The following is a 26,999-nucleotide window of genomic DNA, read 5'->3' as shown; positions in this document are numbered from 1 at the left end:
ACGGGGTTTCAGGCCAGGGCGCCGTACGCACCGTCATGGTGGATCAGCGGCCGGCGCCCGGCCGAGGCCCGTACCGCGGTGATCCGCCCGAGCACGATCGCGTGCCCGTCGAAGTGCAGCCGCCGCACGACGGTGAGCATGATCCACGCCAGCGCCCCGTCCAGGACCGGCAACCCCTCGGCCCCGCGGCTCCACCGGATCCCCTCGGCGAACTTCGCCCCGCCGGAGACCCCGAACAACCGCGCCAGATCCGCCTGGTCGTCGGCGAGCAGATGCACCATCACCCGGTCCTCGGCGGCCAGCACCGGCCAGGACGCCGACCGCTTGCGCACCGCGAAGGACAGCACCGGCGGCTCGAAGGAGACGGTGGCCAGCGACGTCGCGGCGAAGCCGACCGGCTGGTGCACACCCGCGGTGATGACGGCGACCCCCTTGGCATGCCAGCGCAGGCCGGAGCGCACTGCTTCCCGATCGGCGGCGAAGCCGTCGGCGGCGCTGATGGTGCCGGCGGCGGCTTCACGGCTGAGGCTCGCCGCGCCAGCCGCACCAGCCCCGCCGCCGACGGCACCCAAGCCGCCGGCGGCGTCACCCGCGCGACCGACGCCGGCCCCGCCGCCCACGGCACCGCGCGGTGAATGTGCGGCGGAGGCCGTGGTCATGGCAGGCTCACGACCACCGGGGCCACGATCTCCGGGGCCTGCGAGCGGATCTCCTCCAGGAACGGCGACTCCTCGCCGTATGCCGCCAGGTGCGCCCGCCAGTCGTCCCGGGCACCGGCCGCGTCGCCGAGCGCCTGGCGGCTCACGCCGCGCCGGAAGAGCAGGTCCGGGTCGTCGCCGGCCTCGGCCAGCGCCGCGTCCAGGTCGGTCAGGGCCCGGTCGTGCTCGCCCAGGTCCTGCAAGGCGATCGCGCGGTTCGCGCGCAGCGCCGGGTCGTCGCCCAGGGCGATCGCGGCGTCCAGGTCGGCCAGCGCGTCGGCCGGGCGGCCCGCGGTGAAGGCCAGCACCGCGCGGTTCACCCACGCCACGGTCAGCTCCGGGTCGGCGTCCAGGGCCGCGGTGTAGCTGGCGAACGCGCCCTGCGAATCGTCGCAGGCCTCGAACAAAGCCCCCTGGGCCGCCAGCAGGTTCGCGTTCTCCGGCTCGACCGCCAGGCCGTGCTCGATGTCGGCGCGCGCCAGCTCCACCTCGCCCAGGCTCAGCAGCAGGTCCGACCGGTTCACCAGCGAGTCGACGTGGTCCGGCTCCAGCTCCAGCGCGTAGCCCAGGTCCTGCATCGCCTCGTCGTCCCGCTCCAGTTCGCGCAGCAGGTCGGCGCGGTTGTAGTGGGCCTCGTAGAACGGCGCGCTGAGCCGGATCGCCTCGGCGTAGTCGGCCAGCGCCCCGTCCGGGTCGCCCGACGCGCGGCGCTGCGCGGCCCGCTCGAAGTAGTAGTCGCCGTACTCCGGGTCGCGGCCGATCAGGTCGTCGTAGTCCCGCAGCGAACCGGCGTAGTCGCCGTTCGCCCCCAGCACCTGCGCGCGGTTGTAGAGCAGGACCGAGCGGTGCAGCAGCTGCTCGTCCGGGCCGCACTCGGCGTCGGTGATCTCCATCGCCTCGGTGACCAGGTCCAGGGCGCCCTGGGCGTTGCGGCTGTGCAGCTCGACCAGCGCCCGCGCGTTGCGCATGAACGCCCGGAACAGGGCCCGCAGCGTCGGGTCGGGCTGGTTCTCGGCCAGCGCCAGCGCGGTGTTGACCCAGGCCATCGCGGCCGGCTCGTCGTGGTCCTTCTTCGGCAGGAACCGGGTGTAGAGCATCGCCAGCTGGTAGGCGCCGTTCATGTGCACGATCGGGTCGATCGTGCCCTGACGCTCCTCGTGCAGGTACGCGATCGCGTCGGCACCCCGGTCCAGGTACGACAGGCACGCGCCGACCTTGTGCGTCAGCCGGTAGTACTCCTCGGGCTTGGTGTCGGCCACCAGTTCGCGCCCGCGCAGCGCCAGGTCCAGCACCGCCTCGTAGAAGCCGACCTTGAACAGCTCGTCGACCGCCACATAGCAGGCCCGCAGCCCGGCTCCCGCCGGGTCCACGCCGCGCTCGGCGTGGAAGGGGATTGCGCCGTAGCGGTATGTCTGGTCCCCGTTCTCGGCGAGGTACTCGGCGCGCGCCGTGTGGCGGCGTGCGCGCTCGTCCGCCGGAAGCGCCTCGTACGCCGCGACGGCCTCCGGCACGCGCAGGGTGCCGTCCGAGTCGATGTACTGCTGCGCCTGGTCGGCCCCGGACGCCTCCGGCCCGGGCCGCGGGGCCAGAACCCCGGAGTTGCGTTCGGCATGGGCGGCCAGCGCCCGCCCGAGCAGGTCCTCCCCGGCGGTGTCGGCCTCGGCGATCACCGTGATCACGGCCGGGTCGCAGCGGCGCAGCAGCGCGGCCGCCAGGTCGCGGTCGGTGGGGTCGGCGTGGTCCAGGTCCCGGAAGGCGATGACCAGGCCGTCGGGGTGCTCGGTGCGGGCCCACTCCATGAGCAGTTCGGCCAGGCCGTGCGCGATGCGCAGGGCGCGGGTCGCCGGGTAGAACCGGGTGCGCTCCTTGTGCGAGGCGGTGTTCGTCAGCGTCTGCGGCGCGAGCACGCCGACCTCGGCGAGCTCCGGGGCGACCGCGGCGATCTCGGTGATCCGGGCCTTGGCGATGTGCGGATGGCGCTCCAGCAATTGCGGGACGAGCTGCCGCATCAGGTCGCCGCCGCCGCTGAACGGGCCGCGCTGGCGCCGGTGGCACCACACGTCGAGCGCGGGGACCGGCAGCGGGGTGCCGGCGGCGTCGCTCAGCGGTGCCGTGCCGATCCACTGGTGCCGGGAAGGGGAAGCCGTCATGACTGTGCTCCTTGGGGTCGAAGGCTCCGGGTCCGGGCACGCCGGTCCCGCACGGACACATAGGCCAGCAGGCCGAATTCGAAGGCTGAGAAGGCGGCGAACACCGCGGCGTCGACGCGGGCCGAGGCCGCCACGCCGGAGCTGGTGAACCGGTCGTAGACCGTGGACCAGAAGCGCCACAGCGTCGGGATGCCGGCCCAGGCGAAGCTGGCCAGCGAGAACGCGTAGCCGGACAGGAAGAGCCACATGTACCAGCGCGCCACCGCCCGGTCGCGGTCGGACCACTCGTCTTCCTGGACGAGCTGTCCCCGGCGCTGGCTCCGGCGCGTGAGCAGCCGGGACAGCGCGGACAGCCCGACGCGCCGCAGGATCGCGTGCATACGGCTCTGCACCCGGAACCGGGTGGCGTTCTGCAGGTCGGTGCAGCGCAGGGCGTTGGTGAAGACGTAGTAGAGGTCTGTCTGCAGGTAGAACAGGAACTGCCAGATCAGCCGCAGCACGCAGGTGAACGCCACGGCCAGGCACAGTTTGTGGCACCAGGCGGGCACACCCGGGCGGTCCAGGCCCAGCGAGGCCAGAGTCAGGCCGGTGCACAGGACGACGTCCGACAGCATCCCGGCCAGGAACGGCAGATACCGCTTGCGGCGCGGCACGCTGAACAGCGAGTCGAGCCGGGTCTCGAACACCAGGAAGTACAGCCGCCGTCCGACGCCGAGCGTGGAGGGCAGGCCCAGACGCCGCCCGGCCAGGGCGTGCGCCGATTCGTGGACGAAGATGCAGCTCATCGCGGCGGCCAGCATCACGATCGGGACCACGGAGACGTAACTGGTGAAGAACACGTTGCGGTAGGACGGCCGCAGGTCCGGGTGGACGGCCATCGCGGCCAGCCCGCCGACGACCAGCGCGGCGTAGATCGCCCACGCGGGAGCCGAATAGACCCACTTCCCGAGCCGCTGCCAGCGCACCGGCTTGTCGGCCGGCTCCTCCGACTCGTCCTCGCCGAGCAGGAATCCCAGCTCGCCGAGCACCTCCAGGAAGTCCTCGACGTCCAGCGGCGTACCCGTGGCCTGCTCGAACCACACGGCCATGTCGGCCACCGGCATGCCGGAGGCCAGCATTCGCAGCGCCTCGGCCCCCTCCTCGGGGAACATCGCGTACGAGGCGGTGTCCGGCCGGCCGACCATCACCCCGTCGTCCTCGGGCACCATCGTGAGCCGGTGCAGGCGGAGGATGACCGGAAGATCGGGAGCACTCGTGCTCATGATGCCTGCCTTTCTGATTCAGGGGACTCATTGGACCGAGGGAAAGCGCAGGGCCGGGCGCCTTGGAAAAAGGCGCCCGGCCCCGATGTCTACTAGGCGGCGTAGCAGGTGCCGTAGTAGCAGGCCGTCGTCAGACGGATGGTGCCGGCCTTGCGGATCGACATCTTCTGCATGGTTCTACCCCTCTCCCAATGAGTGGTGAGACGCGTTCGGCGGGTGCCGGATCGCGGTAGCGCAGGGACAGGAGCTGTACTCGGTCTCGCGGCCGATCCGGCCTCGAAGAGCGCCGCCCTCCCTGAACCTCAGTTTCATCGGCGGGAGGGCGGCACGAATCGGTAGTGGGTACCCATATTGGAGCGGACGGGTCCCTATGAAGCGCGTGCGAGGATCCGATCACCAGGACACGAAGATCGCGGCCAGCACGAGCGCCAGCCCGGCGATGCCGATGCCGAGCCCGGCGCCGACGAGGACCGCCGCGCGGCGGCGCGGGGGATCCGCCGGCTGCTCTTCGAGCAGGTTCATCGGCGGATGCGGCTCTCCGGCCGCGATGGACAAGGTGGGTCTCGCTTCTTGCCTGACCGCCATCGGTTCCGAGGCCGCCACGGGTCCCGAGGTCAGCCACGGCGGCAGGTCGATGTCCCGTGAAGGGCGTCCCACCGGCTGGGCGTGCGCCCATCCGTCGGGCAGGATCAGCTCCCTGAGTTTCCAGGTGAGCTGCGCGGTACCGGGCCGAGCCGCCGGATGCTTCGCCATGGCGGCCCGGATGACCGTCAGAAGAGCGGGTAGCTCCGGGCAGTTCAGCTCCGGTGGCGGCTCGTTCACGATGCGGAACAGCAGAGCGAAGATCTCCGGGCTGTCGGCCCGGAAGAACGGCGGCTCGCCGGCCAGCAGGTGGTAGAGCGTCGAGCCGAGGGAGTAGACGTCCCCGGCCGGGGAGGGCTTGGCCCCGGCGATGGTCTCGGGGGCGACGTGGACCGGCGTGAAGGCGTTCCCGCTGGTCATCCCGGACGGGGATCCGGGCGCCACCGCGACGCCGAAGTCGGCCAGCGCCGGCTCGCCGAACCGCGATATCAGGATGTTGCTGGGCTTCACGTCGCGGTGCACGATGCCCAGGGCGTGCGCGTCGGTCAGCGCTCCGGCGATCTTCGCCCCGATGGCGGCGGCCTCGACGGCCGGCAACGGACCGGAGGCGTTCAGACGGTCCTGCAACGATCCCTGCTCGTACAGGTCGGTGGCCATGAACGGCTGCCCCGAGGCCGTGGTGCCGGCGTCCAGCGCCGTCACGACGTGCGGGTGCCCGGTCAGCCGGCCGGTCAGCCGCATCTCCCGGACGAAGCGCCGCGAGGCGGCATCGTCGAACTCCCCGGACAGCACCTTGACGGCGACGTGGCGCTCGAACCTCTCCTGCCAGGCCCGGTACACGACACTCGACCCACCGCGCCCGATCGCCACCAGGTCGCGGTATCCGGGTATCGAAGCGCTCGGCTCATCCGCCACAGATGTCTCCCCTTGTCGGCTCCGGTGCCGGGATTCCGGCGCCGTCCAGCGGGGAGCCTAGGAGCGGGTGCGGGATCTACCGCTTGGTAAAGCAGAGTTTTGACGTACTCGTGATGCAGGAAAAGGCGTGTTCGGGCGGCGAATTCTTCGGATGTCGGGCATGCGGGGTTGAATGCCATGGTCCCGAAGTCAGCAGCTTTCAGACCGGCCGAATCGGCGCACGACGACACCGCGGAAGCCGTCCGTGGTGACGTAACCGAAGTTCCGCGAGTCGAGGCTGCGCGGGTTGTCGCCGCGGACCATGAGGCGGGCGGCCGGAACTTCGGTGCTCTCGCCGACGGCCGCCCGCATGTCCGCCGGGACGCCGTCGCCGTAGATCGCGACCGCTCGCTTGACGAGCCACGGCGGGGTGTCGGGGGCCGCCCGGTAGTCGGGCGGGGTTCGGAAGACGACCACCTCGCCGCGTCCGACCGCGTCCAGCCGGGTGCGCCTGACCAGGAGCCGGTCGCCGTCGGCGAAGGTCGGGGCCATGCTGGTGCCCTCGACCTGGATCACGGTGTAGCGGTGGCGGACGACCGCCACCGCGGAACAGGCTGCCAACAGGCTGACGCCCGCGCCGATGGCTGCACGGATCACGGCGTGCCCGCCGCGGTCGAAGTCTCTGGGTGGCCCTCGGGCTCGAGCCGATACCCCTCGGCCTGGAGCTGGTAGCCCTCGGCCTGGAGCAGGAACAGCCGCGCGTAGCGCGAATCAGTGCTCAGCAATTCGTCGTGCGTCCCTTGTTCCACCACGCGGCCTTCCTCCAGTACCACGATCACGTCTGCCTCCCGCATGGCGCCGAGTCGGTGTGAGATCAGCAGGCTGGTACGTCCGGCGCGCCGCGCGGCCAGGGTCCGGTGGATCTCGTGCTCCGCCTCGGCGTCGAGTCCGGCGCTCGGCTCGTCCAATATCAGCAGGCTGGCATCATGACGCATCAGGCTGCGCGCGATCGCCACGCGCTGCCACTGGCCGCCGGACAGGGCCAGGCCGTGTTGCCGGTCCTCGTCGAAGAAGAGCCGGCTGAGCAGGGTGTCGTAGCCGTCTCGCAGCCCTGACAAGGTCCCGTCGATGCCGGCCGCCAGCGCCGCCCGCCGGATCGCGTCACGGTCCTCGATGCGGTCCACGTCGCCGACGCCGACGTTCTCCGCGGCGGTCAGGTCGTAGCGGCAGAAGTCCTGGAACGTGGCCCCGAGTGCGGCGCGCAGCTGGTCGATCGCGAGCTCGCGGACGTCGACGCCGTCCCACAGGATCCGGCCGCGGTCCGGTTCGTAGAACCGGCACAGGAGCTTGACCAAAGTGGACTTGCCCGCGCCGTTCAGGCCGACGAGTCCGACGCTCTGTCCCGCCGGGACGACCAGATTCACGCCGCGCAAGACCCACGGCGCACTGTCGTGGTACCGGAACCAGACGTCTTGGAACTCCACGCCGTGGCGCAGCGGCGTCACCTCGCCGGTGCCGGACGCCACGTCCGGCGGCGTGCCGACGACCTCCAGATAGCTGCGGAACAGCCGCATCGTCCGCCCGGCCTGCGCGGCCTGGTTGATCACCGCGGAGGAGGCGCTCTGCACGCCCGCGACGGCGGCCGTGAACAGCGTGAGCCCGCCGATCGTCACCCGGCCGGCCGCGACGCCGTGGATCACCACGATCGTGCCGAGCGCCGCGACCGCCGCGGCGAGCAGCGCCAGTCCGGACTGCAGACGCGAGCCGCGTCCCTCGACCGCCAACTCGGCGTCGGTGCTCTCCCGGAGTGCAGCGAGCATGCGCCGATGGAACAGCGGCCCGAGACCGAACAGCCGCACCTCTTTCGCCGCCGTGGCGTCGGTGAGCAGCTGCTGGAAGAAGAAACGGCGCCGCAGCGTCGCCATCGTGTCCTCGGTGACCTGCGCCCGGCGCCGCGCCAGCGCCCGCTGGGCGACGGCAGCCGGAACGGCGGTGAGGAGCAGGACCAGCGCCATCGGCGGCCACACCGCGAGCAGCGCGCCGAGGTATCCGAGCACACCGACGGTGTTGCGGACGGTCTCGGTGAGGAACGCGTCCACATCGGTGGGAGCACTCTGCGCGCCCTGCTCGGCCAGCCGCAGACGGTCCTGGAACACGGGATCCTCGAACGAACGCAGCCCCGGCAACCCCGACACCGCACGGTAGAGCTCATCCTGCGCGCGCAGAGTGACGGCCCGGCGACTGCGGCGCGCCACCTGGCTGCCGACCAGATTCAGCACCACGCCGAGCACGGTCAGCGCCGCCCCGGCGCCCACGAGCCACGTGGCCCGCCCGATGTCCAGCGCACGGCCGCGCGCGAGCTCGTCGAAGAGCAGCTTGGCGATCCATGCCCCGGCCGCAGGGAGGAGGCCCTGCAGAACGGTGACGAACACGCCGGCCGCCGCCTCCAGCGGAGCCGAGCGCCACAGCAGGGCCAGGGCGGCGCGCGCCACGTGACGGCGCGGTGCCGCGCTCGGGGCCGGAGTCGGCGCGGCTGTCGCAGGAGTCGCCGGAGCAGACGGAGCCGCCTCGCCGCTCCCGCCGCCCTCGCCGCCCGAAATGCCGGCCTCGGCCATCACACCGCCGCGCCGGCCGGCGCGAGGATCGCGTCCCAGGTTCGGCCGGTCGCCGCGATCTTTCCGCCGCCGGTGCGCAGCAGTGTCGGGAAGCTGTCCACGCCGCCGAAGGCGGTGCTGGCCGCGTCGCCCACCGCCGCGTACGCGACCCGGCCGAGACCGGCCAGTGAGGCGGCGAACTCGGCGCTCTGGGCGTCGTTGGCGCTGCCGTTCACGAAGAACACGGTGCGCTCCGGCGCCGAGCGCGGCGTGGCCCGGAAGTCGGCAAGCTGCGTCTTGCACGGCCCGCACGTCGGCGAGACGAACGCGACCACGAAGTCGTCGGCGAGTTGCTCCTCGGACAGGACCGAGTCGTCCATCGCCGCGGTCAGGAAGGAGCCGATCCGCGCGCCGGCTTCCGGCAGCGTCAGCTGCGCGGTGCCGTGTCCGGCTTCGGCGGTGCGCAGCCGGCGGATCACCGCGAACAGCAGCACCAGATTGAGGACCGTGAGCACGGTCAGGACAGCGACCAGCCCGGTGAGCACGCCGATCATCGTGAGAAACCCTTCGTCGTCAAAGGAGAACCGCGTGGATCACGCGGAGAGCAGAAAGCGCAGATCGTCCCAGCGCGTCGCCACCACTCCGGCGACCACGCCCCCGGCCACCGCCGCGACCGCCCCGCCGGCCGTGGCGGCCGCCGCCGGACCGCCTATCAGGGAGCTGCCGAACCCGAGCGCCGCGACGGCGGCCAGCGCCAGATTCCGCACGACATCGGAGACGCCCATCGCGCCCCGATCGGCGCCGAAACACAGGCAGCGCACCCGCTCGCCGCGCCGGATTGACAACCCCACGCCGACCACGAACACCGCGAGCAGCGCGAAGGCCGCGGCGAACCCCGCCGCCGTAGTCGTAGCCGTCGCCGGCCAGGCCAGAAGCAGCACGGTCGCCCCCTCGACGACCAGCAGCCCCACGACCGCCGCCGGCCGCAGCCGGGCCGGCAGCCAGCCCAGGTCGGCCAGCGACCCGGAGAACGCGCGCAGCGCCGCCGGGCTGCGCACCTTCCCGCCGAACGCGAGCAGGAACACCGCGCCGAGCAGGCCGCGGCACAACAGGTTGAGATAGATCACGTCAGATCCGTCCGGGGAACGGGGGCGGGACCAGGCAGGGTCCCGCCGCCACAGGAGCGACTAGCAGACGATCTGGGTGTGCTGGTATGCGACACCGCGGCTGCAGTAGGCGGCGCAGTTGCCGTAGCAGTTCTGCTCCCCGTAACAGACTTCCTGGTAGAAGTGCCCGTCGGCGCCGCACTTGCCGCCGCTGACCGCCACCCAGCCGCAGAACGTGCCCATGCCGTCGATGCACGCGCCGGCGCTCTCCTGCTTGAGCACCTTCGCCAGCATCCGGTCGCCGAGCGCGTTGATGAACTTGGTCATAACGCATCCCCTTCCTTTGTGGTCCGACTCTGTGATCCGATCCGATCCGATGTCGGACCGGAGGCGATCAAGCTTTCAGGGCTTGATCGCGTCGGGCTCGCGGCTGGATTGCGCCGCGGTCGCAGATCCTGTCGATTTCGCCGGGCGCCGTTCGAGGAGTAGGTGAGGGCCCACGTCGGGCCGCCTATTTCGAGACAGGAGAGAACAGTGCGCAAGCTGGTGGCGTTCGAGCACATGACGGTGGACGGCTACGCGGCCTCGGCCGAGGGGCTGGGATTCGAGTTCACCTGGCGGGCCTACAGCGAGGAGCTCAGCGCGTACGGCGACGAGCACATCCGTGCCGACGTCGACACCGCGTTGTACGGCCGCGCGACCTACCTTGGCATGCGCGACTACTGGTCGGCGGTCCCGGACGATCCCGCGGCGTCGCAGCACGAGCAGGTGCACGCCGAGTGGGTGAACGGCGTGGAGAAGATCGTGTTCTCCACGACGCTGGAATCGGCGGGCTGGACCAACGCCCGCGTCATCGGATCCGATGTGGAGGCGCAGGTGCGGGCGCTGAAGGCGGGGCCGGGCGGCACTATGCAGATCTATGCCAGCCCGAAGCTGGTGCACTCCTTCGTGGGCCTGGGCTTGATCGACGAGTTCCGGATCGTGCTGCATCCTGGAACCCTCGGCGCGGGCACGCCTCTGTTCCCCGACAAGTCCGCGCTCGACCTGGACCTGGTCGAATCGAAGGCGTTCGCGTCCGGTGCGGTCTATCTCCGCTACCGGGTCGCCTGAAAGGAGTACGGCGATGCGTTCCCTGGTTCTGGTCCGGCTCGATCCCGCGCTCGCCCCCGACGGCGGCCCGGACGAGGCGCTGATCTCCGCGATGGCCGAGCTGATCGAGGAGATGACGAAGGCCGGTGTGCTCCTGGACACCGGTGGTCTGCGGCCGGCCGAGGAGTCGACGCGGATCCAGCAGTCCAAGGGCGTGCAGACCGTGGTCGACGGCCCGTTCACCGAGTCCAAGGAGATCATCGGCGGCTACTGCCTGCTGCAGACGCGCACCGGCGAGGAGGCGGTCGAGTGGGCGTCGCGCTTCCTGCGCGTCCACGGCCCCGAATGGGAGATCGCGGTCGAGGTCCGGCAGATCGAGGAGCCCGTCTGAGTGGGCGGGCCCCGGTCGCCGGACGAGTCGGCCAGGCGCGCCGTGGAGGCGGCCTGGCGGATCGAGTGGCCCCGCCTGGTCGCCGGTCTGACTCGCGTGACCGGCGACATCTCCGCGGCCGAGGAACTCGCCCAGGACGCCTACGTGGCGGCGCTGGAGCAGTGGCCGCGCGACGGCGTGCCGCCGAATCCGGGCGGCTGGCTCATGCTCACCGCGAAACACCGCGCCATCGACCGGATCCGGCGGGACGCGGTCTTCGCCCGCAAGCTGGCGCTGCTCGGCCACGACCTGCTGACCGAGCAGCGGCAGCGGCGGCAGCAGCCCGGCCCGGACGAGACCGTGGCGCAGGACGATCCGCTCGAGGACGACCTGCTGCGGATGATTTTCACGGCCTGCCACCCGGTCCTGTCCGCTCCCGCGCGGGCCGCGCTGACGCTGCGGATGGTCGGCGGCCTCACCACGGCGGAGATCGCCCGTGCCTACCTGGTGTCGGAATCGACGGTGGCGCAACGGATCGTGCGTGCCAAGCGCACGATCGCCGCCGAGGGCCTCCCCTACCAGGTGCCCGGAGACGCTGAGCTCACCGCGCGGTTGGACTCGGTGCTGGAAGTCATCTACCTGATCTTCAACGAGGGCTACTCGGCCACCTCCGGAACCGATTGGGTGCGGGCCGAACTGTGCCAGGACGCCGTGCGGCTCGCCCGCGTCCTCGCCGGACTGCTGCCCTCCGAGCCGGATGTGCACGGGCTCGCCGCGCTGCTGGAACTCCAGGGTTCGCGTATTCGGGCCCGCAGGGCCGCCGACGGCCGGGTGGTCCTCCTCGCGGATCAGGACCGCGCGCACTGGAACGGGCTGGCCGTTCGCCGTGGCTTCGCAGCGCTGGGACGCGCCCACGCTCTGAACCGGCAGCGCGGACTGGCTCCCGGGCGCTACACCCTGCAGGCCGCCATCGCCGCCGCCCACGCCATGGCGCCGACCGTCGCCGAGACCGACTGGCGGCGCATCGCCGGGTTGTACGCCGTTCTCGCGCAACGGTTTCCGTCGCCGGTCGTGGAACTCAACCGGGCGGTCGCGGTGGCGATGCTGCACGGTCCGGCCGCCGGCCTGGAACTGGTCGACAAGGTGGATGCCCTGGACGACTACCACCTTCTGCACGCGGTACGCGGCGACTTTCTGGCCCGCCTCGGACGTGAGGACGAGGCGCGAGCGGAGTTCGTCCGTGCCGCGGAGCTGACCGGCAACGATGCCGAACGCGAGCTGCTGTTGCGGCGGGCTCAGCCGTAGCCGGTGCCGCGCCGGAAGCCTTGTCGGCCGTCGGCCAGGCCGCTTCGCGGCGGCCTGGCCTTCGTGCTCAGATGATCAGGTCCCTGTTACGGGTACGAGACGACGTCGCTCGGCCCGACGAAGGTCGAACTGACCGCCGCACCGGTGCCGTTGATGACCGACTGGATCCCGCCGGAGCCCGTGAGGAACACCGTGAGGATGTCGTGGAACTGGACTCCGGGCGTCGACGGCGCCTGGAACGCCATCGAGTTCTGGATGTCCACGCCCTGGTTGAAGAACGTGTAGCTGCCCATGCCGTAGCCCTGGAAGGTCTTGACACGGTTGCCGACCAGGAAGGCCGGATAGCCCTTCTGCGTCGGGCTCGCCATCCATGAGGCCTGGTTCGGCACCTCGTACGGGTTCTCGTTCTGGAAGAAGATCACAGTACCCTGCTGTCCGTTCCAGACGGTCTCGTTCTTCTGGAAGTGCTCGACCGCGAGCCCGTAGGCGGTGACGCCGTTCCCGTTGACCGTCAGGCCGGTGTCGGCCTGGTCGGAGGTCCAGGTGCCGGCGCCCGCGCCGTGGTCGGCGCGCCAGATCCAGACGTCGTCGAGGATCGAGTCGTTGCTGTTGTCGACGAAGGCGTCGGTCGCCGTGCCGGCCGTCGCGCCGCCGACGCGGAAGAACACGTCGTCGACGGAGATCGGGTCCGCGGCGTGGCTCACCGGGATCGGCAGCGGCGCCACGTCGAGCAGGGCCGGCGACTTGACCGGTCCGGCGTCGAAGATCAGGCCGGACAGCGTGGTGCCGCCGGTGTCCGCGACGTCCATCGTCACGTTGCCGTCGGTCGGGACCAGGGTCGGGAAGCCGAGGCCGACGATCTGCGTGTTCGGCCACAGGACGTGGATCGTGCGCGGGACGTTGTAGACGCCCGGGGTGAACAGGAGGTCGTCACCGAGCAGCAGCGCCGTGTTGATCTGCGCGACGGTGCTCGCCGCGTTCACGACGTAGAACTTGCTCAGCGGCAGCGAGGTCCCGGGGGTGGTGCCCGCGGCCCAGGTCGGCCCGCTCGAGTTCTTCTGGAGCGAGGGGACGAAGACCCGGTACTGGCCGGAGTCGTCGAGGTAGAGGTACGGGGCCTCCTTGGTGACCGGGCACGTGGCCAGGCTCGTGTAGGGTGCCGGGCCGCCGGGGTCTCCGGAGTTCGCGGCGAAGCTCTGCGCCGGAGCGCCGGGGTCCCCGCAGAAGACCTGGTTCCAGACGCCGTTGGTCCAGCCGTCGAGGCCGGTGTCGCGGGTGATGTACTGCTGCTGCGAACCGTTGATGACCGTGCCGCCGGTGAACTTCGAGTCGGCGATGAAGCCGCCGCTGGCGTAGTCCGGCGAGCCGTCGCAGTAGTCCATCAGGCTGACGTTGCCGTTGACGACGACCCGGCGCAGCGGGGCGGCCTGCGAGGCGGCCCAGAACTCGGTGTTCGCCTGGCAGCCGTTGCCGCCGGCGACGTTGATGGTCAGGTTCGTCACCGACCGCCAGAAGTTGTCGGTGGCGTTGCAGTTGGTCTGGCTGCCGAGGCACTGGTTGTAGACGTCGAGCGAGCCGTTGATGACGGTGCGGTCCGGCGTCAGGCCGAGACCGGCGACGCTGGTGTAGTAGCCGACCTGGAAGACCAGCGGATCCGCGACGGACCCGTACGTCCCCGGCTTGAACAGCAAGGCGTACCGCGCGGTGCCGAACTGGTTCGGCACCTGCTGGGCCGCGATCGTGTCGAGCGTGCTCTGGATCGACGCCTGCGCCATCGTCGGATCGAACACGATCACGTTCGGACCGAGCGCGCCGCCGGTCGGCGGAACGGATGTCGCAGGACTCTGGTGCGCGTCGATGCCGGAAGCCATGCCGGAAGCCGTGCCGGAAGCGTTTCCGGATGCGGACGCGGATGCCGAAGCGGTGAGGGCCGAGGCCGTCACCAGGCCCAGCGCCGCCGCGGCGATCGCCAGAGCCCGGCCCGCGCGCCTGACGGTGCGCGGAACGAGGAACCGTTCAGGTCTGATCACATTCCACCTTGCCTTCGTAGCGGATGCTTGTGCCTGAGAGCGCTTTCAGGGACGAGAGTGAACTCGTGTGCTGCCTGTGCTGTCAAGGGATGCTCTCTGGCTGACCCACGGGGCCGCTCCGCCGCGCGCCATGCTGGCGCCGACACCGGTGGGCAACGCCACCAGGCGCCACGATCGCGCTGCTGAGGTGTGCCGGCCCGGCCCTTGACCCGGTCGGCGGAGGTCATCAGGATCTGCGGTATCAGACCTCTGCAATATCAGAGCAATATCAGACCTCTGTGATACAGCGGTCTACCGCAGGCGCGTGTCGCTGCCCGGGCAGCGGACCCCGGCGCCGAATCCTCGGAAGGACTTCGATGGCCAACGACTTCGTGCCGCGCGAACCCCAGGTCGATTTCTACATCGAGACCGAGGAGGACATCTCCGGCCGGGCCGGAACGCTGATCCGCCACGAGCCGCTCGCCGACGGCGACGGGGCCTTCGTCGAGGGTGCGGGGGCGATGTACCGCGTCCTGTACGAGTCCACCAGCGGGACGAAGGCCCGGCTGGGGGATCCGATCGCGGTGTCGGGGCTGGTCGCGTTCCCGGAGGGTCCGGCGCCGGAGGACGGATGGCCCGTGGTCAGCTGGGCGCACGGCACGGTCGGGAGCGCCGATATCTGCGCGCCGTCCATGGACTCCCACGTGCCGGCCGGCCTGGAGGACGAGGGGCTGGGCCTTCTCCGTAAGATCAACAAGGCTCCGCACAAGCTGCTGAGGGCTCTCCTGGAGGCCGGCTGGGTCGTGGCCATGACCGACTACGAAGGACTCGGCACCCGCGGCAACCACCCCTTCCTGCTCGGCGAGTCCGAGGGGCGGGGCGTGCTCGACATCGTCCCGGCCGCGCGGCAGCTCGCGGCGCAGACCGGTCATCGGGCGTCGGCGCAGCGCTACGCGATCGTCGGGCACTCCCAGGGCGGGCAGGCCGCGCTGTTCGCGGCGCACCTGGCGAGCAGGGAGAACAACCCCTATCCCACGCAAGGCGAGCTCGCGGGCGTCGCCGCGTTGGCACCCGCCTCCAATCTCAAGGGCGGCACCCTGACGGATCCCGAAGGCTTGCTACCCGCTTACGGGCTCCCCGATCCGGTCGGCGACCTGGGCGGCTTCTACGTGCTCTTCAGTAACGGCGTCTTCGGCGGCAACCCGGACATCCCCGCGCACGAGATCTTCCAGCCGGCGGCGGAGACCAAGTACCGCGAGGACTTCGACACCAAGTCCCGCGCGGAACTGAGCTTGGACGAGTTCTGGATGGACCGGCCGCCGTTCGACGTGAAGGATCCGGAGGGCAGTCTCTTCCGCTCCCAGGTGGCGCTGCCCGGCAGCGACCGGGCCAAGGCGTGGACGGCGTACTGGGAGCAGGTGGAGCGCTTCACCCCGGACAAGCAGATCCGTGTGCCGATCCGCATCTCCCAAGCGCGCGGGGACGAGCGGGTCAAGGCGTCCAAGACCGAGAAGCTGATCGGCCAGCTCCGCAGGACCAGCGATCCGAAACTGATCACAGAGGTCTTCTACGGCGTCATGGGAACAGTGCCGGATCCCGCGTCTCTCGGTGAGCACTTCGGCCTGTTGGCCGACGAGAGCGAGATCGCCGCGATCGTCGACTGGCTCGGAGGACTGGCGTGACCGCCGCCGGGGCCGAGCCGTCCTCGGTCGCCGACAGCATCTACTTCAACGGCCGGATCATCACCATGGCCGAACCCGAGGCCGAGACCGAACCCGACGGCGACTCCGCGGCGCGCCCGGAGGCCGTGGCGGTGCGCGGGGAGACCATCGTCTTCGTCGGCGCGTTGGAGGAGGCCGAACGCGATTGGCGCGGGCCGGCGACCGTGATGCGGGATCTCGAAGACAGAACCCTGTTACCCGGCTTCATCGACCCGCACAGCCACCTGGGCGGCATCGGGTTGCAGGCGACTGTGGCCGATCTGCTGGCCGCGCCCGACGGGGACGTGCGCCGGCTCGGCGACGTCATCGAGAAGCTGTCCCGATGGCGGGACGCGAACCCGCCCTACAGCCCGACCCAGCCGCTGGGCCGCTCGCGCTGGATCATCGGCTTCGGCTACGACGACGCCATTATCGGCGGCCACCCCACCCGCGAGGACCTGGATCGCGTTAGTACCGAGCGGCCGGTGCTGGCCATCCACCAGTCGTTCCATCTCGGCGCGGTCAACTCGGTGGGCCTGCGGGAACTCGGGATCACCGCCGACACGCCGGACCCGGACGGCGGCGTCATCCGGCGCGAGGACGACCTCCCGGACTTCGGGACCCCGAGCGGGGTCCTGGAGGAGGCGGCGTTCACTCTGGCCAACACCGAGGCGTTCCGAACCGCCGCCGCGGACGGGCGCCCGGCCAATCTCAATCCCCTGATCGCCGCCGGATTCTTCAAAGCCGGCCGGGCGGTGGCCAACCGCTTCGGGTTCACCACCGTGCAGGAAGGGGGCACCACGCCGGAGATCCTGGCCGCGATGCGCTCGGCGGGCGCCTTCCCGCTCCCGCCCTGGCAGGTGGACGTGGTGGTGTACATCAGCGCCGCCGCGGTCGGGGACGCCGACCTCGCTGTCAGTCAGGACTACGCCCGCGGGCTGCGCTGCGCCGGGGTCAAGATGTTCCTCGACGGCTCACCCCAGGGCCGTACCGCGTGGCTGACCGAGCCGTACAAGGAGCCGCCGGGCGATCTGCCCGAGGACTACTGCGGCTATCCCGCGATCAAGGACTTCGACGTGGTCGTCGGGCAGGTCCGCCGCGCCTTCGCCAACGACTGGCAGGTCATCGCGCACGTCAACGGCGACGCCGCCATCGACCAGTTCATCGCCGCGATCGAAGCCGTCTGCGCGGAACGCGGCGAACCGGACGCCGCCGCCCGGCGCCCGGTGGCCATCCACGCCCAGACCGCCCGCGAGGACCAGCTGGAGGCGTTCGCCCGCCTGGGCATCATCCCTTCGTTCTTCTCCATGCACACCTTCTATTGGGGCGACTGGTATCAGGACGTCGTGCTGGGATCGCCGCGCGCAGAGAACATCTCTCCGGCGGCCACCGCGCTCGCCATGGGGCTCCGCTACACCTCCCATCACGACGCCCCGGTGGCGCTCCCGGACTCCATCAGGGTCCTGTCGAGCCAGGTGACCCGCCGTACTCGCGGCCGTGGTGAGGTCCTTGGTGAGGACCAGCGGGTTTCAGTGCGCGACGCGCTGAGGTCGTTGACGGTCAACGCCGCGTATCAGTACTTCGAGGAGCACCGCAAAGGCACCATCGAGGTCGGCAAGCAGGCCGATCTGGTCGTCCTGAACCACTGCCCGCTCGACTTCGAGGATCCGTACGCGAGCGCAGAGTGGGAGAGCCTGAAGGTCGTCGAGACGATTCGGCGCGGGGTGCGCATGCCGTTCGAGACAGCCGATGCGGTTACCGTAGGCGCTCTCGCCGCCGAGGAGTCGGAGGGACCGGTGATCGTCCCGTTCCGCCCGGCCTGTTGATCGATGACCTAGCCTTGATCCGTGTCTGTGAATGGGGGAAAGAAGAGCTTCTGGACTCGCTATGTGTGGGACCGCTCGGCTGACGTCGGCCGGCCGCGCCCCGTCCCGGTAACGAAGCCGCCGCAGACCATTACTCTGCGGCGAGTCGACCCCGCGCGGTGGGCTGCCATGTGCGGGACCATCTGCGTGCGGCTGGAGCCGCGTCTGGTCGAAGTGGGCGAACGCCTCAGCGCGTCGGAGCTGAGTCTGTGCGACGACGAGGAGCAGGTGGCGCGCGAATACAGCCTGGCGCTCGACGCCTACACTGCCGCCGGCAAGCTGTTCGACGAGGCCGCGGAGCCGGTGGAGCTGGCCGGCGTGTCGGCCCTGCTCGACATCGCGGTGCGGCACTTCGCGGTCGCGAGCGCGCGGCACGAAGGCAAGCACGCTCCGCACCGCCGCGGCCGCTGTTTCTACAACCCCTTGCACGACGCGGCCGCCCACACCGGGCCGGACGCGGCCCACAAACCGAAGAAGCGGCAACGCCGCAACTCGCCGACCGGCCGGGGACCGGCGGTCTCCATGTGCGCCGAGTGCCGCCGGCGCGCCCAGGCGAACCTGCCCCTGGACGTCCTGCCGGCGGCGGTGAGCGTGAAGGTCGGCCGCCGGACCCGGGCCCTGGTCGAGGTGCCTTACTTCGCGGTGCCCCACGACCGGTCGATCTGGTCGGCCACCGGCTACGGAAGCCTGCCGGGCAGCTCGGATGCCGAACTGGTGCGGCGGGTGATGCACGGGGAGTATCGGCGGCCCGGGAAGGACTCAGTCATCTCGATCTCGACGAAGAAGCGGGGGTGGCTGTCGGGGCGGCGCGGCTAGGCGCTCGCTCACCCGGCTCGGCAGGCCGTCGGGCGTCCGCGAGCCTACGATGCCGACATGGCCCATACTCCGCCCACCACGGCGGAGCAGACGAAACAGTGAGGCCGCGGGCCAGGCCTGCCGTCCAGGGACACCGACTGACGTCGCCCCGCCACGACTGAGCGCAGAGCCGTTCCCCTGAACGGACGCACACATCGTGGAGGAGATCATGACACGCACAGTCGGCAGACTCGGCAAACGCGCGCCGCAGTTCCCTGTCGAGGTCAGGGAAATGCCCCACTACGTGACCGAGCCGCTGCCCGCGCCCCCGGCCTCGGTCGATTACACGGCCCACGTCGCCGGCGGGTTTCCGATGGACGGGAACGACCGCTACGGCGACTGCACGATGGCCGCCGCCGCACACCTCATCCAGTCCTGGAACGCCCAGACCGGGATCCAGATGCCGGTGCCGACCGACGCCGAGGTCGTGGCCCAGTACCTCAGGTTCTCCCATGGGAAGGACGCCGGCCTGGTGGAGTCCCGGGTCCTGCAGGACTGGCTGCGCGACGGCATCTGGGGCAACAAGATCGTCGCGTACGCCCCGGTCAACGTGCACGCCCTGGATTCGCTGAAGCAGGCGGTCGCGTACTTCGGCGGCGTCTACGTCGGTATCCAGGTGCCCGCCAACGCGCAGACCCAGTTCGCCGCCGGCCAGCCGTGGACGCTGGCCGACGACTGGCAGCGTCAGTCGATCGAGGGCGGCCACGCCATTCCCGTGCTCGGCTACGACGACAAGATGCTGTACTGCGTCACCTGGGGAGCCGTGCAACCGATGGCCTGGGACTGGTGGGGCGTCTACGGCGACGAGGCCTGGGTCGTGCTGTCCCAGGAGTTCGAGAAGGCCGGGAAGATCAACGGCATCGACGTGGCGAAGCTGCAGGCGGATCTGAGCAGCGTCTGACCACAGGGAGTCAGAACTCACACCGAATCAGAACTCACACCGAATCAGAACTCACGAGGCTCAGAACCCACAAGAGCTCAGAACGGCCGCTCGTCGGCCGGAATGGTCACCGTGATCGTGGCCCGCTTGTCCGCCGCGGTCGCACCAGTCCGCGTCGCCCACGGCTCCGCCGAGCGCATCCAGGCCGGGCAGCCGGCCGGCAGGTCGCCGGCGGGGATGTCGGCCAGATCGCCCGGGGCGAGGTCGGTGCCGTAGTGGACGAGCGGGGTCGGCACGTCGGGGTGCGCGATCGCCGGATGCAGCGCGTCCAGCCCGGTGTTCCAGTTCGCCAGCATCTGCGCCATCAACGTCGCCTGCGGCGTGCCGGACGAGGCCGCGGCGCTGTCCGGGTAGGTCGGATGCAGGATGTGCTGGTAGGCGCCGGTGTATGCGCTGCCGGACGCCGTCGCGTGCCAGGTCTGGTACGCCGTGTCGGCCAGGCTGCCGAGCGCGACCACCGCCTCGATGGGGCTGTGGGCGGCGATCGCGTCCAGCCACTGGTTCCGGTACGTGGCGATCGCGGCGTCGTGGGCGTGCTTGTTCCCGCCGGTCTGCCCGTAGACCGAATACAGGTACGTATTGATCATGACATAGCTCTGAGTGATGCCGAGCTTGGCCATGAACCCCTGGAACCGGTGGCCGGCGGTCCCGATGAGGATCCGCCGCGCGATGGCCTCGTGCTGCGCCGGGTCCTGGCCGATCACCAGGAGACGGGCTGAGCCATCCAGGCGACCGCGGTGGAAGATCGGGCCCCACTCGACCCGGAAGTCCGTCGTCGGGAACACGTCCGCCCCGGGATAGGCGGCGGCCAAGGTGGCGTACGGGGCCGGGTATCCGGAATCGAAGTCCTGCACCATGGGAGCGCTCCTCTACTTCGGTGCACAGAGCCTTCGGTGCACAGTGCCCGCAAGCCCTGCCGAGATAAAGGCATTCATCCTTTAAAGCGTAGAATGAATACGGCGTGGACTCCTGCTGAGAGGGACAGGCTATGGATACCGCCACGAGTCCCCAAAACGGCCCCCGGTTCGCCCTGAGGGGGCGCGTCGTCGCCATGGACGCCGCACGCACCGTCCTGCCCGACGGCGTCGTGTACGTCGAACACGGCCTGATCACCGACGTGCGGCCGGCCGCCGACCCGCCACCCGACACGTGCCGGGACCTCACGCCGCTGGACACCGGCGCCACGCTCTACCCAGGCCTGATCGAGCTGCACAACCACCTGCCGTACAACGTCCTGCCCCTGTGGCAGGTACCGAAGAAGTACGGCGACCGCGGCCAGTGGGGAGGCGCCTCGAACCCCGCCTACCACCGCCTGGTCACCGGACCGATGACGGTGCTGGGCCAGAACGCGGCGCTGATGCCCGCGGTGGTCCGCTACGTCGAAGCCAAGGCCCTGATCAACGGCACCACGACCAGCCAGGGCATCGCGCTGTTCAGCGACGCCGGCGTGCGCCGCCTGTACCGCGGGGTGGTCCGGACGGTCGAGGCCGCCGACGACCCCGCGCTGCCGGCGGCCGAGTCCCGGATCGCCGACGTGGAGGCCGCCGACGCGCAGAAGTTCATGGCCCGGCTGGACCAGCAGCACCGGCTGCTGCTGCACCTGGCAGAGGGCGTCGACGCGGCGGCGCGGGAGCATTTCCTGGCGCTCCAGTACGAGCCCGGAAAATGGGCCATCACCGAGAACCTGGTCGGGATCCACTGCACCGGCCTGACGGCCCCCGACTTCACGGTGTTCGCGCAGCACGGCGGCTCCATGGTGTGGTCGCCGCTGTCGAATCTGCTGTTGTACGGCGGGACCGCGGACATCGCCTCCGCCAAGTCGGCCGGCGTCCCGATGGCGCTGGGCCCGGACTGGTCGGTGTCGGGAAGCAAGGGTCTGCTCGGCGAGCTGAAGGCGGCGCGGCTGGCGAGCACTGCGGCCGGCGGCGTGTTCAGCGACCAGGACCTGGTCGCCATGGCGACCTGCGACGCGGCCCGGATCCTCACCTGGGACAAGGCTCTGGGGTCCCTGGCCGCCACCATGCGGGCCGACATCACCGGGGTGGCCGGCCAGGACGGCGACCCCTACACCGCGCTGATCGACGCCACCGACGCGGACATCGATGTCGTGGTGGTCGGTGGCGCACCCCGCTACGGCACCACCGCGCTGATGCGGACCCTGATCCCGCCGGCCGACGGGACCCCGGAGACGACGGTGCCGGGCGTCCCCGCAGGCCATGCCGTCGACCTCCGCCAGGACGACCCCGACCCGGCGGTGGGCGACCTCGCTCTGGCCGACGCGGCCGCGATCGTCGGCAAGGCGCTGGCCGCGCTGAGCGGCCCGAGTCAGGGTGGCCCCATGGCCGCTGGTGAGAAGGTCATGGCGGCGGTGGCGCCGCTGTTGCCATCGCCGGCCCGGCACCGGCAGCAGCACAACGGCGCGCCGACATGGCGCCTGGCGCTGGACGAGATCGAGCCGACCGGGCAGGAACTCCGGCCACGGCTTCCGGTGCGGGGTACGCAGGGGTTCAGGCTCGGCGGGGCGGAGGCCGCGACGGCCACGGCGCCGACGCTCAGCGGGCCAGCGATACCGGCGCTGTCCGCAGACGTCACAGCGGGCCTCGAGGCGATCGTGCTCGACGGACTGACCGCGAGCACGAATCCCGGATTCCTCACTGAGCTGACCGGCGAAGCGAACCTGCCGACGGGATACGGGCGAAAGCTGTCGGGGCTACTGACATGAGGGACTGACGCTCCTCGCCGGTGATGGCTTCAGCCCACCGCCGCGACGAACTCCTCCATCGTGACCTGCCCGGCGTAGATGCCGTAGAACATGCTGATCAGATCCGGACGGGACTCGATCTTGCGGAGCACCGGCAGCAGGGCGGCGGAGTTGCCGCCCATCGCGAAGGTAAGGGTGGTCTCGAACGCCGTGGCGCTGTCGCGCTCCCGGTCAGCGGCGTGGGCCGCCGTTGCCACGTCCACGGCCTGCGGGCCCGCGGCCAGGGCTGCCGGCAGGCGGTCGGCGACCGATTGCGCCTGCGCGAACGCGTCGCCGATGCCCTGTGCGGTGACCGGGTCCTTCGCCGTCGCGGCGTCCCCGACGAGCACCCAGCCCGGCCCGGCCGACTCGCGGATGTAGTTGCCCAGATCGCCGGAGCCGGAGATGGGCCCGCTGCGGGCGTCGGCGGTGAGGTACTCGGCGACGCCCGGGGCGCTCGCGGCGACGGCGGCGAGGAAGTGCCGATCAATGTCCTGCTTCGCCTCGGCGAACCGCGCGTGCGGCCAGCCCACCAGGACGAGGTGGTCGCCGCCGTGCGTGGGATACGCCAAAACCGCCTGGCCGCCCCCGATGAAGATCTGCGTGCCGACATCCGGCAGGCCCTGCCAGTAGCCGTAGAACTGGCAGCCGAACGTGCCGGCGTCCCGGATCACCCGCGCCCCGACCTGCCGAGCCACCGCCGAGTGCCGACCGTCGGCACCGACGACCAACGCGGCCCGCTCCACAAAGGCACTGCGCCCGCCGAACTCGGCCCCGACAACCCGCCCGTCCTCCCAGACCACCCGCTGAAACGAAGCACCCTCCCGCACCTCGGCCCCCGCCGCCCCCGCCGCCTCGACGAGCATCGCGTCGAGCACCGTCCGCCGCGGCGCCAACGAGACCGCGATCCCGTCGCACGCATACGGCGCCCCCCGCAGAACCAGATCCTCACCCGCCCGGAAGCTGATGGTGTCGATAGGCGGACAACCCCCGGCCAACAACGGATCCAGCAACCCCCACGACCGCAACCGCGCCACACCCGTCGGATGCAGCAGATGCGTCGAGACCGCGTCGCTGGGAAACACCGCCCGGTCGACGAGCAGCACCCTGACACCCCGCCGCGCCAGCAGCAACGCGGTGGCGGCGCCGGCGCACCGGGCGCCGACGATGATGACGTCGTACATGTGTCAGATTCCGCATGATTCGGTGTGGATTGTCATAGGGGAACCATAGCGGCGAATCAGGCTACTGGGGCCTGCCATTCACCACCGAAGTCACCTGCCCGGCCAGGGCCGGGTTGATGACAGCGGTGCCGCCGAACAGCTCCACCGACGCCAGTTGCGGCCGGAGCGCGCTGAGCAGGTTCGCCGTCGCCTGGGGCAGCGTGGACGGCACCAGGACCAGTTCGCCGCCGGTGGCCGCGGTCAGCGCGCCGCCGGTCAGGGCGTCGGGGAAGCCGGTGCCGGTGGCTATGCCGAGCTGGTGGACGGCTCCGGCGGCCATGGCGGCTTGCACCACCTTGATGTCGGTGTCGTAGCGGGTGCTGCCTGCCAGCGGCCTGATGTAGCCCGGCAGGCCAGCCGTCGCCGTTACGGCCTGGCCGCCGATGGCCCACGCTGTTGGCGCGTTCTGGGTTGACTGCGCGACGCGGCTTGCGATGAAGGCCCGGATATCCGGTGCCAGGGTCTTGCCGTCGGTCAGGATCACCGCGGCCGGGCCGGACGCGGTCGCGGCGGCGCCGGTGGCGAACGGGCCGGCCGCCAGGGCGTCGGCGTAGTCCAGGCCGGTGGCCAGGACCACGTGCTGGGGGCTGCCGAGGCCGCGCTCGGCGATGTCCAGGGCGGTGTGATCGCGGTCGGTGCCGGCGAAGCGGTTGACGCTGTAGCCGAGGCGGGTCAGCTGGGTGACGATGGCGGGAGAAACGGCCTGGGTGCCGCCGAGGACGTCGATCTGGCCGCCGTTCGTCCCCAGGACCCGCTTGATCTCGGTGAGAGCCGCCGGGGTCAGCGAGGCCGGGTCGGTGAGCAGCAGCGGGCCGCCGACCTTGGCGGCCAGCGGCACGCCGGCCAGCGCGTCGGCGAACTGGTCGCCGCGGGCGAGGACGACGACGCGCGCGGGCGCGCGGCCGGAGGAGTCGCCGCCGGCGTTGGCCCAGTGAGACTGCGATACGGCGACGCCGGTGAGGAACCGGTTGTCGCCGGACAGCCGGGTGACGGTGGGGTTGCCCGTGGCGGGCGGCGGATTGCCGCCGGGGTTGCCCGTGGGACCTCCCGCGGCGACTCCGTTGCCGCTCATCTGGACGTACATCGCACCCTGACCGTCAGCCGGGGTGATCTCGTACTGGGCCTGCTGTGGGCCGGCCGCGGTCGGCGTGAAGGTCATGTCCACGTGGATGCTCTGGCCCGGTCCGAGGACCTGGCCCTCAGAGATCGGCAGAGCGGTGGTGAACACGCCGGTCGGCGCCTTCGCCTTCGAGATCGTGAGCGGGGCCGTTCCGGTGTTCGTCGCGTCGAAGCCCACGGTCGCCGTGGCGCCGACGGCGACGTTGCCGAAGTTCAGGGCGGAGGGCGAGATCTGCAGGTTCCCGAAGCCCGACACCGCTCCGCCGGTGAGCGGGACGTTCAGGGTGCCGCTGGTCGACACGACGGTCAGCTGATCGTTGGCCGCGCCGGCGACGGTCGGGGCGTAGGTGATCGTCGCCGAGATCGACTTGCCGACGCCGATGGTCGTGCCCTGCGACAGGCCCTGGACCGTGAACGGGGCGCTTGGCAGCGTGACGCTGTTGATCGTCTCGTCCACGGAGCCGGTGTTCCAGATCCGGACCGCCATCGTCTGCTGCGTCCCGGTCGGCTGGTCGTCCTGGAACTGCACCGGGCTCGGCGAGGCGCCGAGGCCGTTGGTCAGGCCGGTGCCGTTCAGGGACACGCCGACGCTTCCGGCGCTGGTCGCGACCGTCATGATCCCGTTCGCCGCGCCGGGGGCGGTCGGGGTGAAGGTGACATTGAGAGTGATGTGGTCGCCGGTGTTCAGCGACACCGGGGACGCCAGCGGTGAGGCGTCGACGGTGTACGGCGAGTTGTTCACCGTGGCGCCGGTGACCGTGACCGGCTTCGTCGCGGTCAGCGTCACCTGCTTCTGGGCGCCCGAACCCACCTCGACCGGCCCGAATGCCACCGGGGACGTGGTCAACGGCGTCGTCGCGGGTTTGCCGAAGCCGATGACCTTGCCCACGAGGTCGGTCTCGCGGGTGCCGACGTAGACGCGGTTTGAGTCGGTGGCGACCACCGAGTACTTGGCCGCGCGGCCGATCGGCGCCGAGAACAGTTTGTCGAGGGTGCCATGGGCGTCGGGGACCGCGGAGTACGCGTTCAGAGTCGCGTTCTCACCGGTCACGCCGCTGCCCCACGAGCCGCTCGGGCAGTCCACCACCCAGACGACGGCGCTGCCGGAGGTCGAGCCGTTCGAGGTGACGATCGGCGATCCGCTGGTGAAGCCGAAGGAGTCGGTGCTGGTGCCGGCCTGGGTCAGGGTGGGCTTGCCGTCCGCGGTCGCGCCGGCCTGCAGCGCGATCAGCGGCTGCTGGTTGCCGACCTGGTAGACATAGCCGCCGTCGCCGCCCCACACCGCCGGGTGCCCCCACAGGCCGCCGGGAAGAGGGCCGATGGTCTGCACGGCGGCGTCCGTGCCACCGGGGCCCTGCCCCATGCCGCCGAGGTTGTCGCGGTTGAGCAGGAAGATCCGGCCGTCCTTGCCCTCCTGGAACAGCACGTGCGGCACCTTGGGGGTGCCGAAGCTGTCCGGGAGCGCGGACGGACCGCCGGAGCCGAAGTCGGTGTCGTTCAGATCCAGCGTCGAGTTGTTGGACGGACTGAAGAAGTCCACTGCGGACAGCGATCGGTCCGAGCCCACCTGGAGCCGGACCACCGACTCGGCCAGGTGCCCGCTGGGACTGGTGCCCGGACCCGCCTTCGGGCTGACGCCGTTGCCGGTGGACAAGATGATGCGTCCGTCGCCGTCGGAGACCAGACCGCCTCCGGACTGCCAGATGCCCGCGCCGCTGCCGGCGTCGTTGGTCTCCGAGGTCCACATCGCGGTCTGCTGCCCCGAGGCGGCATCGACGCCGACGACATAGCCGTGCCACGGAGTGAAGTCGCAGTGCGCGCCGAACGCGGCATAGACGACGCCGTCCATGAGCAGCAACCCGGGGCGCTGCATCTCGTGGAACGCGTCGAACGGCGTCGACGGGTCGTTGCTCGGCGAGCCCTTGATGGTGACCGGCCAGCCCGACCGTTCGGCACCGGTGCCGGGGTCGATCGCGTGCATCAGCCAGCTCGCCTGGGTCGGGTCGCCGTTGGCATAGGTCTTCGACGTGAAGTAGACCGTGTTGCTGGCCGCGTCGAAGACCGGCGTGGCGGTGACGCCGATCGTGGGCCCCAGGTCCCCACAGCCGGTCGGCGGGTCGATCGACGACGACGGCCACGCCGGGCCCAGGTCGCCACGAGTCCACTGGATCGCGCCGGTCTGCGGATTCAGGCCGTAGACCTTGTTGTTCTCGGTGGCGACAACGAGCATGCCCCCGGCCACCAGAGGCTGGGCGAACACCTGGCCGTCGACCGTGGTCGAGAAGATCTGCCCGAAGCTGGGATCGGAGACGTCGGCCGGACTCAGCCCGGGCTCGTGCTGGTCCCACCCGGTGCGGGCATTGTCGACGGACACAGTGGTCTCATCGGCTTTTGCCAGCTGGGGCTGGGTGAGGCCGGTCGCGACGACGGCCGCGGTGAGGCCCAGCGCGGTTATTCGGGATCGGGGCGTCGGCATGGCTGTCGCTCTCATGGGGGCA

21 protein-coding genes are annotated in these 26,999 nt (G+C 70.9%); 8 read left to right on the top strand and 13 right to left on the bottom strand.

All coding sequences use genetic code 11. From position 1 onward, the window contains the following. Window positions 1-8: 8 nt before the first annotated feature. The 9 genes from ABIA35_RS22080 to ABIA35_RS22040 form a co-directional block, all read right to left on the bottom strand. Window positions 9-659 (bottom strand): flavin reductase family protein, encoded by a 651-nt coding sequence (locus tag ABIA35_RS22080; RefSeq protein ID WP_370359140.1) that lies wholly within the window; start codon window positions 657-659, stop codon window positions 9-11. Then, window positions 656-2,848: a tetratricopeptide repeat protein gene (locus tag ABIA35_RS22075; protein ID WP_370359139.1), complete on the bottom strand. Its 2,193-nt coding sequence runs from the start codon at window positions 2,846-2,848 to the stop codon at window positions 656-658. The genes ABIA35_RS22080 and ABIA35_RS22075 overlap by 4 nt, the downstream gene beginning before the upstream one ends. Further along, the gene (locus ABIA35_RS22070) at window positions 2,845-4,110 is read right to left on the bottom strand and encodes a hypothetical protein (RefSeq protein WP_370344140.1); all 1,266 of its coding nucleotides are present in this window, start codon (window positions 4,108-4,110) and stop codon (window positions 2,845-2,847) included. The genes ABIA35_RS22075 and ABIA35_RS22070 overlap by 4 nt, the downstream gene beginning before the upstream one ends. A 393-nt stretch (window positions 4,111-4,503) precedes the next feature. After that, window positions 4,504-5,607: a serine/threonine-protein kinase gene (locus ABIA35_RS22065; RefSeq protein WP_370359138.1), complete on the bottom strand. Its 1,104-nt coding sequence runs from the start codon at window positions 5,605-5,607 to the stop codon at window positions 4,504-4,506. A 189-nt stretch (window positions 5,608-5,796) separates the two neighbouring features. Further along, window positions 5,797-6,243 carry a S26 family signal peptidase gene (locus ABIA35_RS22060; RefSeq protein ID WP_370359137.1) on the bottom strand — a complete coding sequence of 149 codons (447 nt, stop codon included), beginning with the start codon at window positions 6,241-6,243 and terminating at the stop codon, window positions 5,797-5,799. Further along, window positions 6,240-8,201, bottom strand: a complete 1,962-nt coding sequence (locus ABIA35_RS22055; RefSeq protein ID WP_370359136.1) for an ABC transporter ATP-binding protein — start codon at window positions 8,199-8,201, stop codon at window positions 6,240-6,242. The genes ABIA35_RS22060 and ABIA35_RS22055 overlap by 4 nt, the downstream gene beginning before the upstream one ends. Beyond that, window positions 8,201-8,734 carry a hypothetical protein gene (locus ABIA35_RS22050; protein WP_370359135.1) on the bottom strand — a complete coding sequence of 178 codons (534 nt, stop codon included), beginning with the start codon at window positions 8,732-8,734 and terminating at the stop codon, window positions 8,201-8,203. Before ABIA35_RS22050 ends, ABIA35_RS22055 begins: the two co-directional genes overlap by 1 nt. A 39-nt stretch (window positions 8,735-8,773) precedes the next feature. Next, window positions 8,774-9,307, bottom strand: a complete 534-nt coding sequence (locus ABIA35_RS22045) for a MauE/DoxX family redox-associated membrane protein (RefSeq protein ID WP_370359134.1) — start codon at window positions 9,305-9,307, stop codon at window positions 8,774-8,776. Window positions 9,308-9,367: 60 nt separating this feature from the next. Beyond that, entirely contained in the window at window positions 9,368-9,613 is a 246-nt protein-coding gene (locus tag ABIA35_RS22040) for a hypothetical protein (protein WP_370359133.1), read from the bottom strand. 207 nt (window positions 9,614-9,820) lie between these two features. Here ABIA35_RS22040 and ABIA35_RS22035 point away from each other — a divergent pair, with 207 nt between their 5' ends. The 3 genes from ABIA35_RS22035 to ABIA35_RS22025 are packed head-to-tail and all read left to right on the top strand — an operon-like array spanning window position 9,821 to window position 12,050. After that, window positions 9,821-10,396 (top strand): dihydrofolate reductase family protein, encoded by a 576-nt coding sequence (locus ABIA35_RS22035; RefSeq protein ID WP_370359132.1) that lies wholly within the window; start codon window positions 9,821-9,823, stop codon window positions 10,394-10,396. Between the two features lie 13 nt (window positions 10,397-10,409). After that, window positions 10,410-10,766 carry a YciI family protein gene (locus ABIA35_RS22030; RefSeq protein WP_370344136.1) on the top strand — a complete coding sequence of 119 codons (357 nt, stop codon included), beginning with the start codon at window positions 10,410-10,412 and terminating at the stop codon, window positions 10,764-10,766. After that, window positions 10,767-12,050 carry an RNA polymerase sigma factor gene (locus ABIA35_RS22025; RefSeq protein ID WP_370359131.1) on the top strand — a complete coding sequence of 428 codons (1,284 nt, stop codon included), beginning with the start codon at window positions 10,767-10,769 and terminating at the stop codon, window positions 12,048-12,050. It abuts the gene before it with no gap. Window positions 12,051-12,136: 86 nt separating this feature from the next. Here the strand turns inward: ABIA35_RS22025 and ABIA35_RS22020 are convergent, their stop codons facing one another. Beyond that, the gene (locus ABIA35_RS22020; protein ID WP_370359130.1) at window positions 12,137-14,080 is read right to left on the bottom strand and encodes a hypothetical protein; all 1,944 of its coding nucleotides are present in this window, start codon (window positions 14,078-14,080) and stop codon (window positions 12,137-12,139) included. A gap of 356 nt (window positions 14,081-14,436) precedes the next feature. Here ABIA35_RS22020 and ABIA35_RS22015 point away from each other — a divergent pair, with 356 nt between their 5' ends. From ABIA35_RS22015 to ABIA35_RS22000, 4 genes are all read left to right on the top strand, one after another. After that, entirely contained in the window at window positions 14,437-15,741 is a 1,305-nt protein-coding gene (locus ABIA35_RS22015) for a lipase family protein (RefSeq protein ID WP_370359129.1), read from the top strand. Next, a complete protein-coding gene (locus ABIA35_RS22010; protein ID WP_370359128.1) occupies window positions 15,738-17,585 on the top strand; it encodes an amidohydrolase in 1,848 nt (615 codons plus the stop codon). The genes ABIA35_RS22015 and ABIA35_RS22010 overlap by 4 nt, the downstream gene beginning before the upstream one ends. 168 nt (window positions 17,586-17,753) lie before the next feature. Then, window positions 17,754-18,440, top strand: a complete 687-nt coding sequence (locus tag ABIA35_RS22005) for a hypothetical protein (protein ID WP_370359127.1) — start codon at window positions 17,754-17,756, stop codon at window positions 18,438-18,440. A gap of 208 nt (window positions 18,441-18,648) precedes the next feature. After that, a complete protein-coding gene (locus ABIA35_RS22000) occupies window positions 18,649-19,380 on the top strand; it encodes a hypothetical protein (protein WP_370344130.1) in 732 nt (243 codons plus the stop codon). Window positions 19,381-19,457: 77 nt separating this feature from the next. Here ABIA35_RS22000 and ABIA35_RS21995 read toward each other — a convergent pair whose 3' ends face one another. Beyond that, window positions 19,458-20,276, bottom strand: coding sequence for a uracil-DNA glycosylase family protein (locus ABIA35_RS21995; RefSeq protein ID WP_370359126.1), 819 nt, complete (start codon window positions 20,274-20,276; stop codon window positions 19,458-19,460). Window positions 20,277-20,407: 131 nt separating this feature from the next. Here ABIA35_RS21995 and ABIA35_RS21990 point away from each other — a divergent pair, with 131 nt between their 5' ends. Next, window positions 20,408-22,141 (top strand): amidohydrolase family protein, encoded by a 1,734-nt coding sequence (locus tag ABIA35_RS21990; protein ID WP_370344128.1) that lies wholly within the window; start codon window positions 20,408-20,410, stop codon window positions 22,139-22,141. Window positions 22,142-22,170: 29 nt separating this feature from the next. On the opposite strand, the gene ABIA35_RS21985 is transcribed toward ABIA35_RS21990, so the two are convergent. Both ABIA35_RS21985 and ABIA35_RS21980 read right to left on the bottom strand, forming a co-directional pair. After that, a complete protein-coding gene (locus ABIA35_RS21985; RefSeq protein ID WP_370359125.1) occupies window positions 22,171-23,343 on the bottom strand; it encodes an NAD(P)/FAD-dependent oxidoreductase in 1,173 nt (390 codons plus the stop codon). A gap of 61 nt (window positions 23,344-23,404) precedes the next feature. Continuing rightward, window positions 23,405-26,977 carry a cell wall-binding repeat-containing protein gene (locus tag ABIA35_RS21980; RefSeq protein WP_370359123.1) on the bottom strand — a complete coding sequence of 1,191 codons (3,573 nt, stop codon included), beginning with the start codon at window positions 26,975-26,977 and terminating at the stop codon, window positions 23,405-23,407. Between the last annotated feature and the right edge of the window lie 22 nt (window positions 26,978-26,999).

Origin of the sequence: Catenulispora sp. MAP12-49, from assembly GCF_041262705.1 — a bacterium.
Lineage (GTDB): Bacteria > Actinomycetota > Actinomycetes > Streptomycetales > Catenulisporaceae > Catenulispora.
This window is presented reverse-complemented; position numbering and strand designations above follow the sequence as displayed.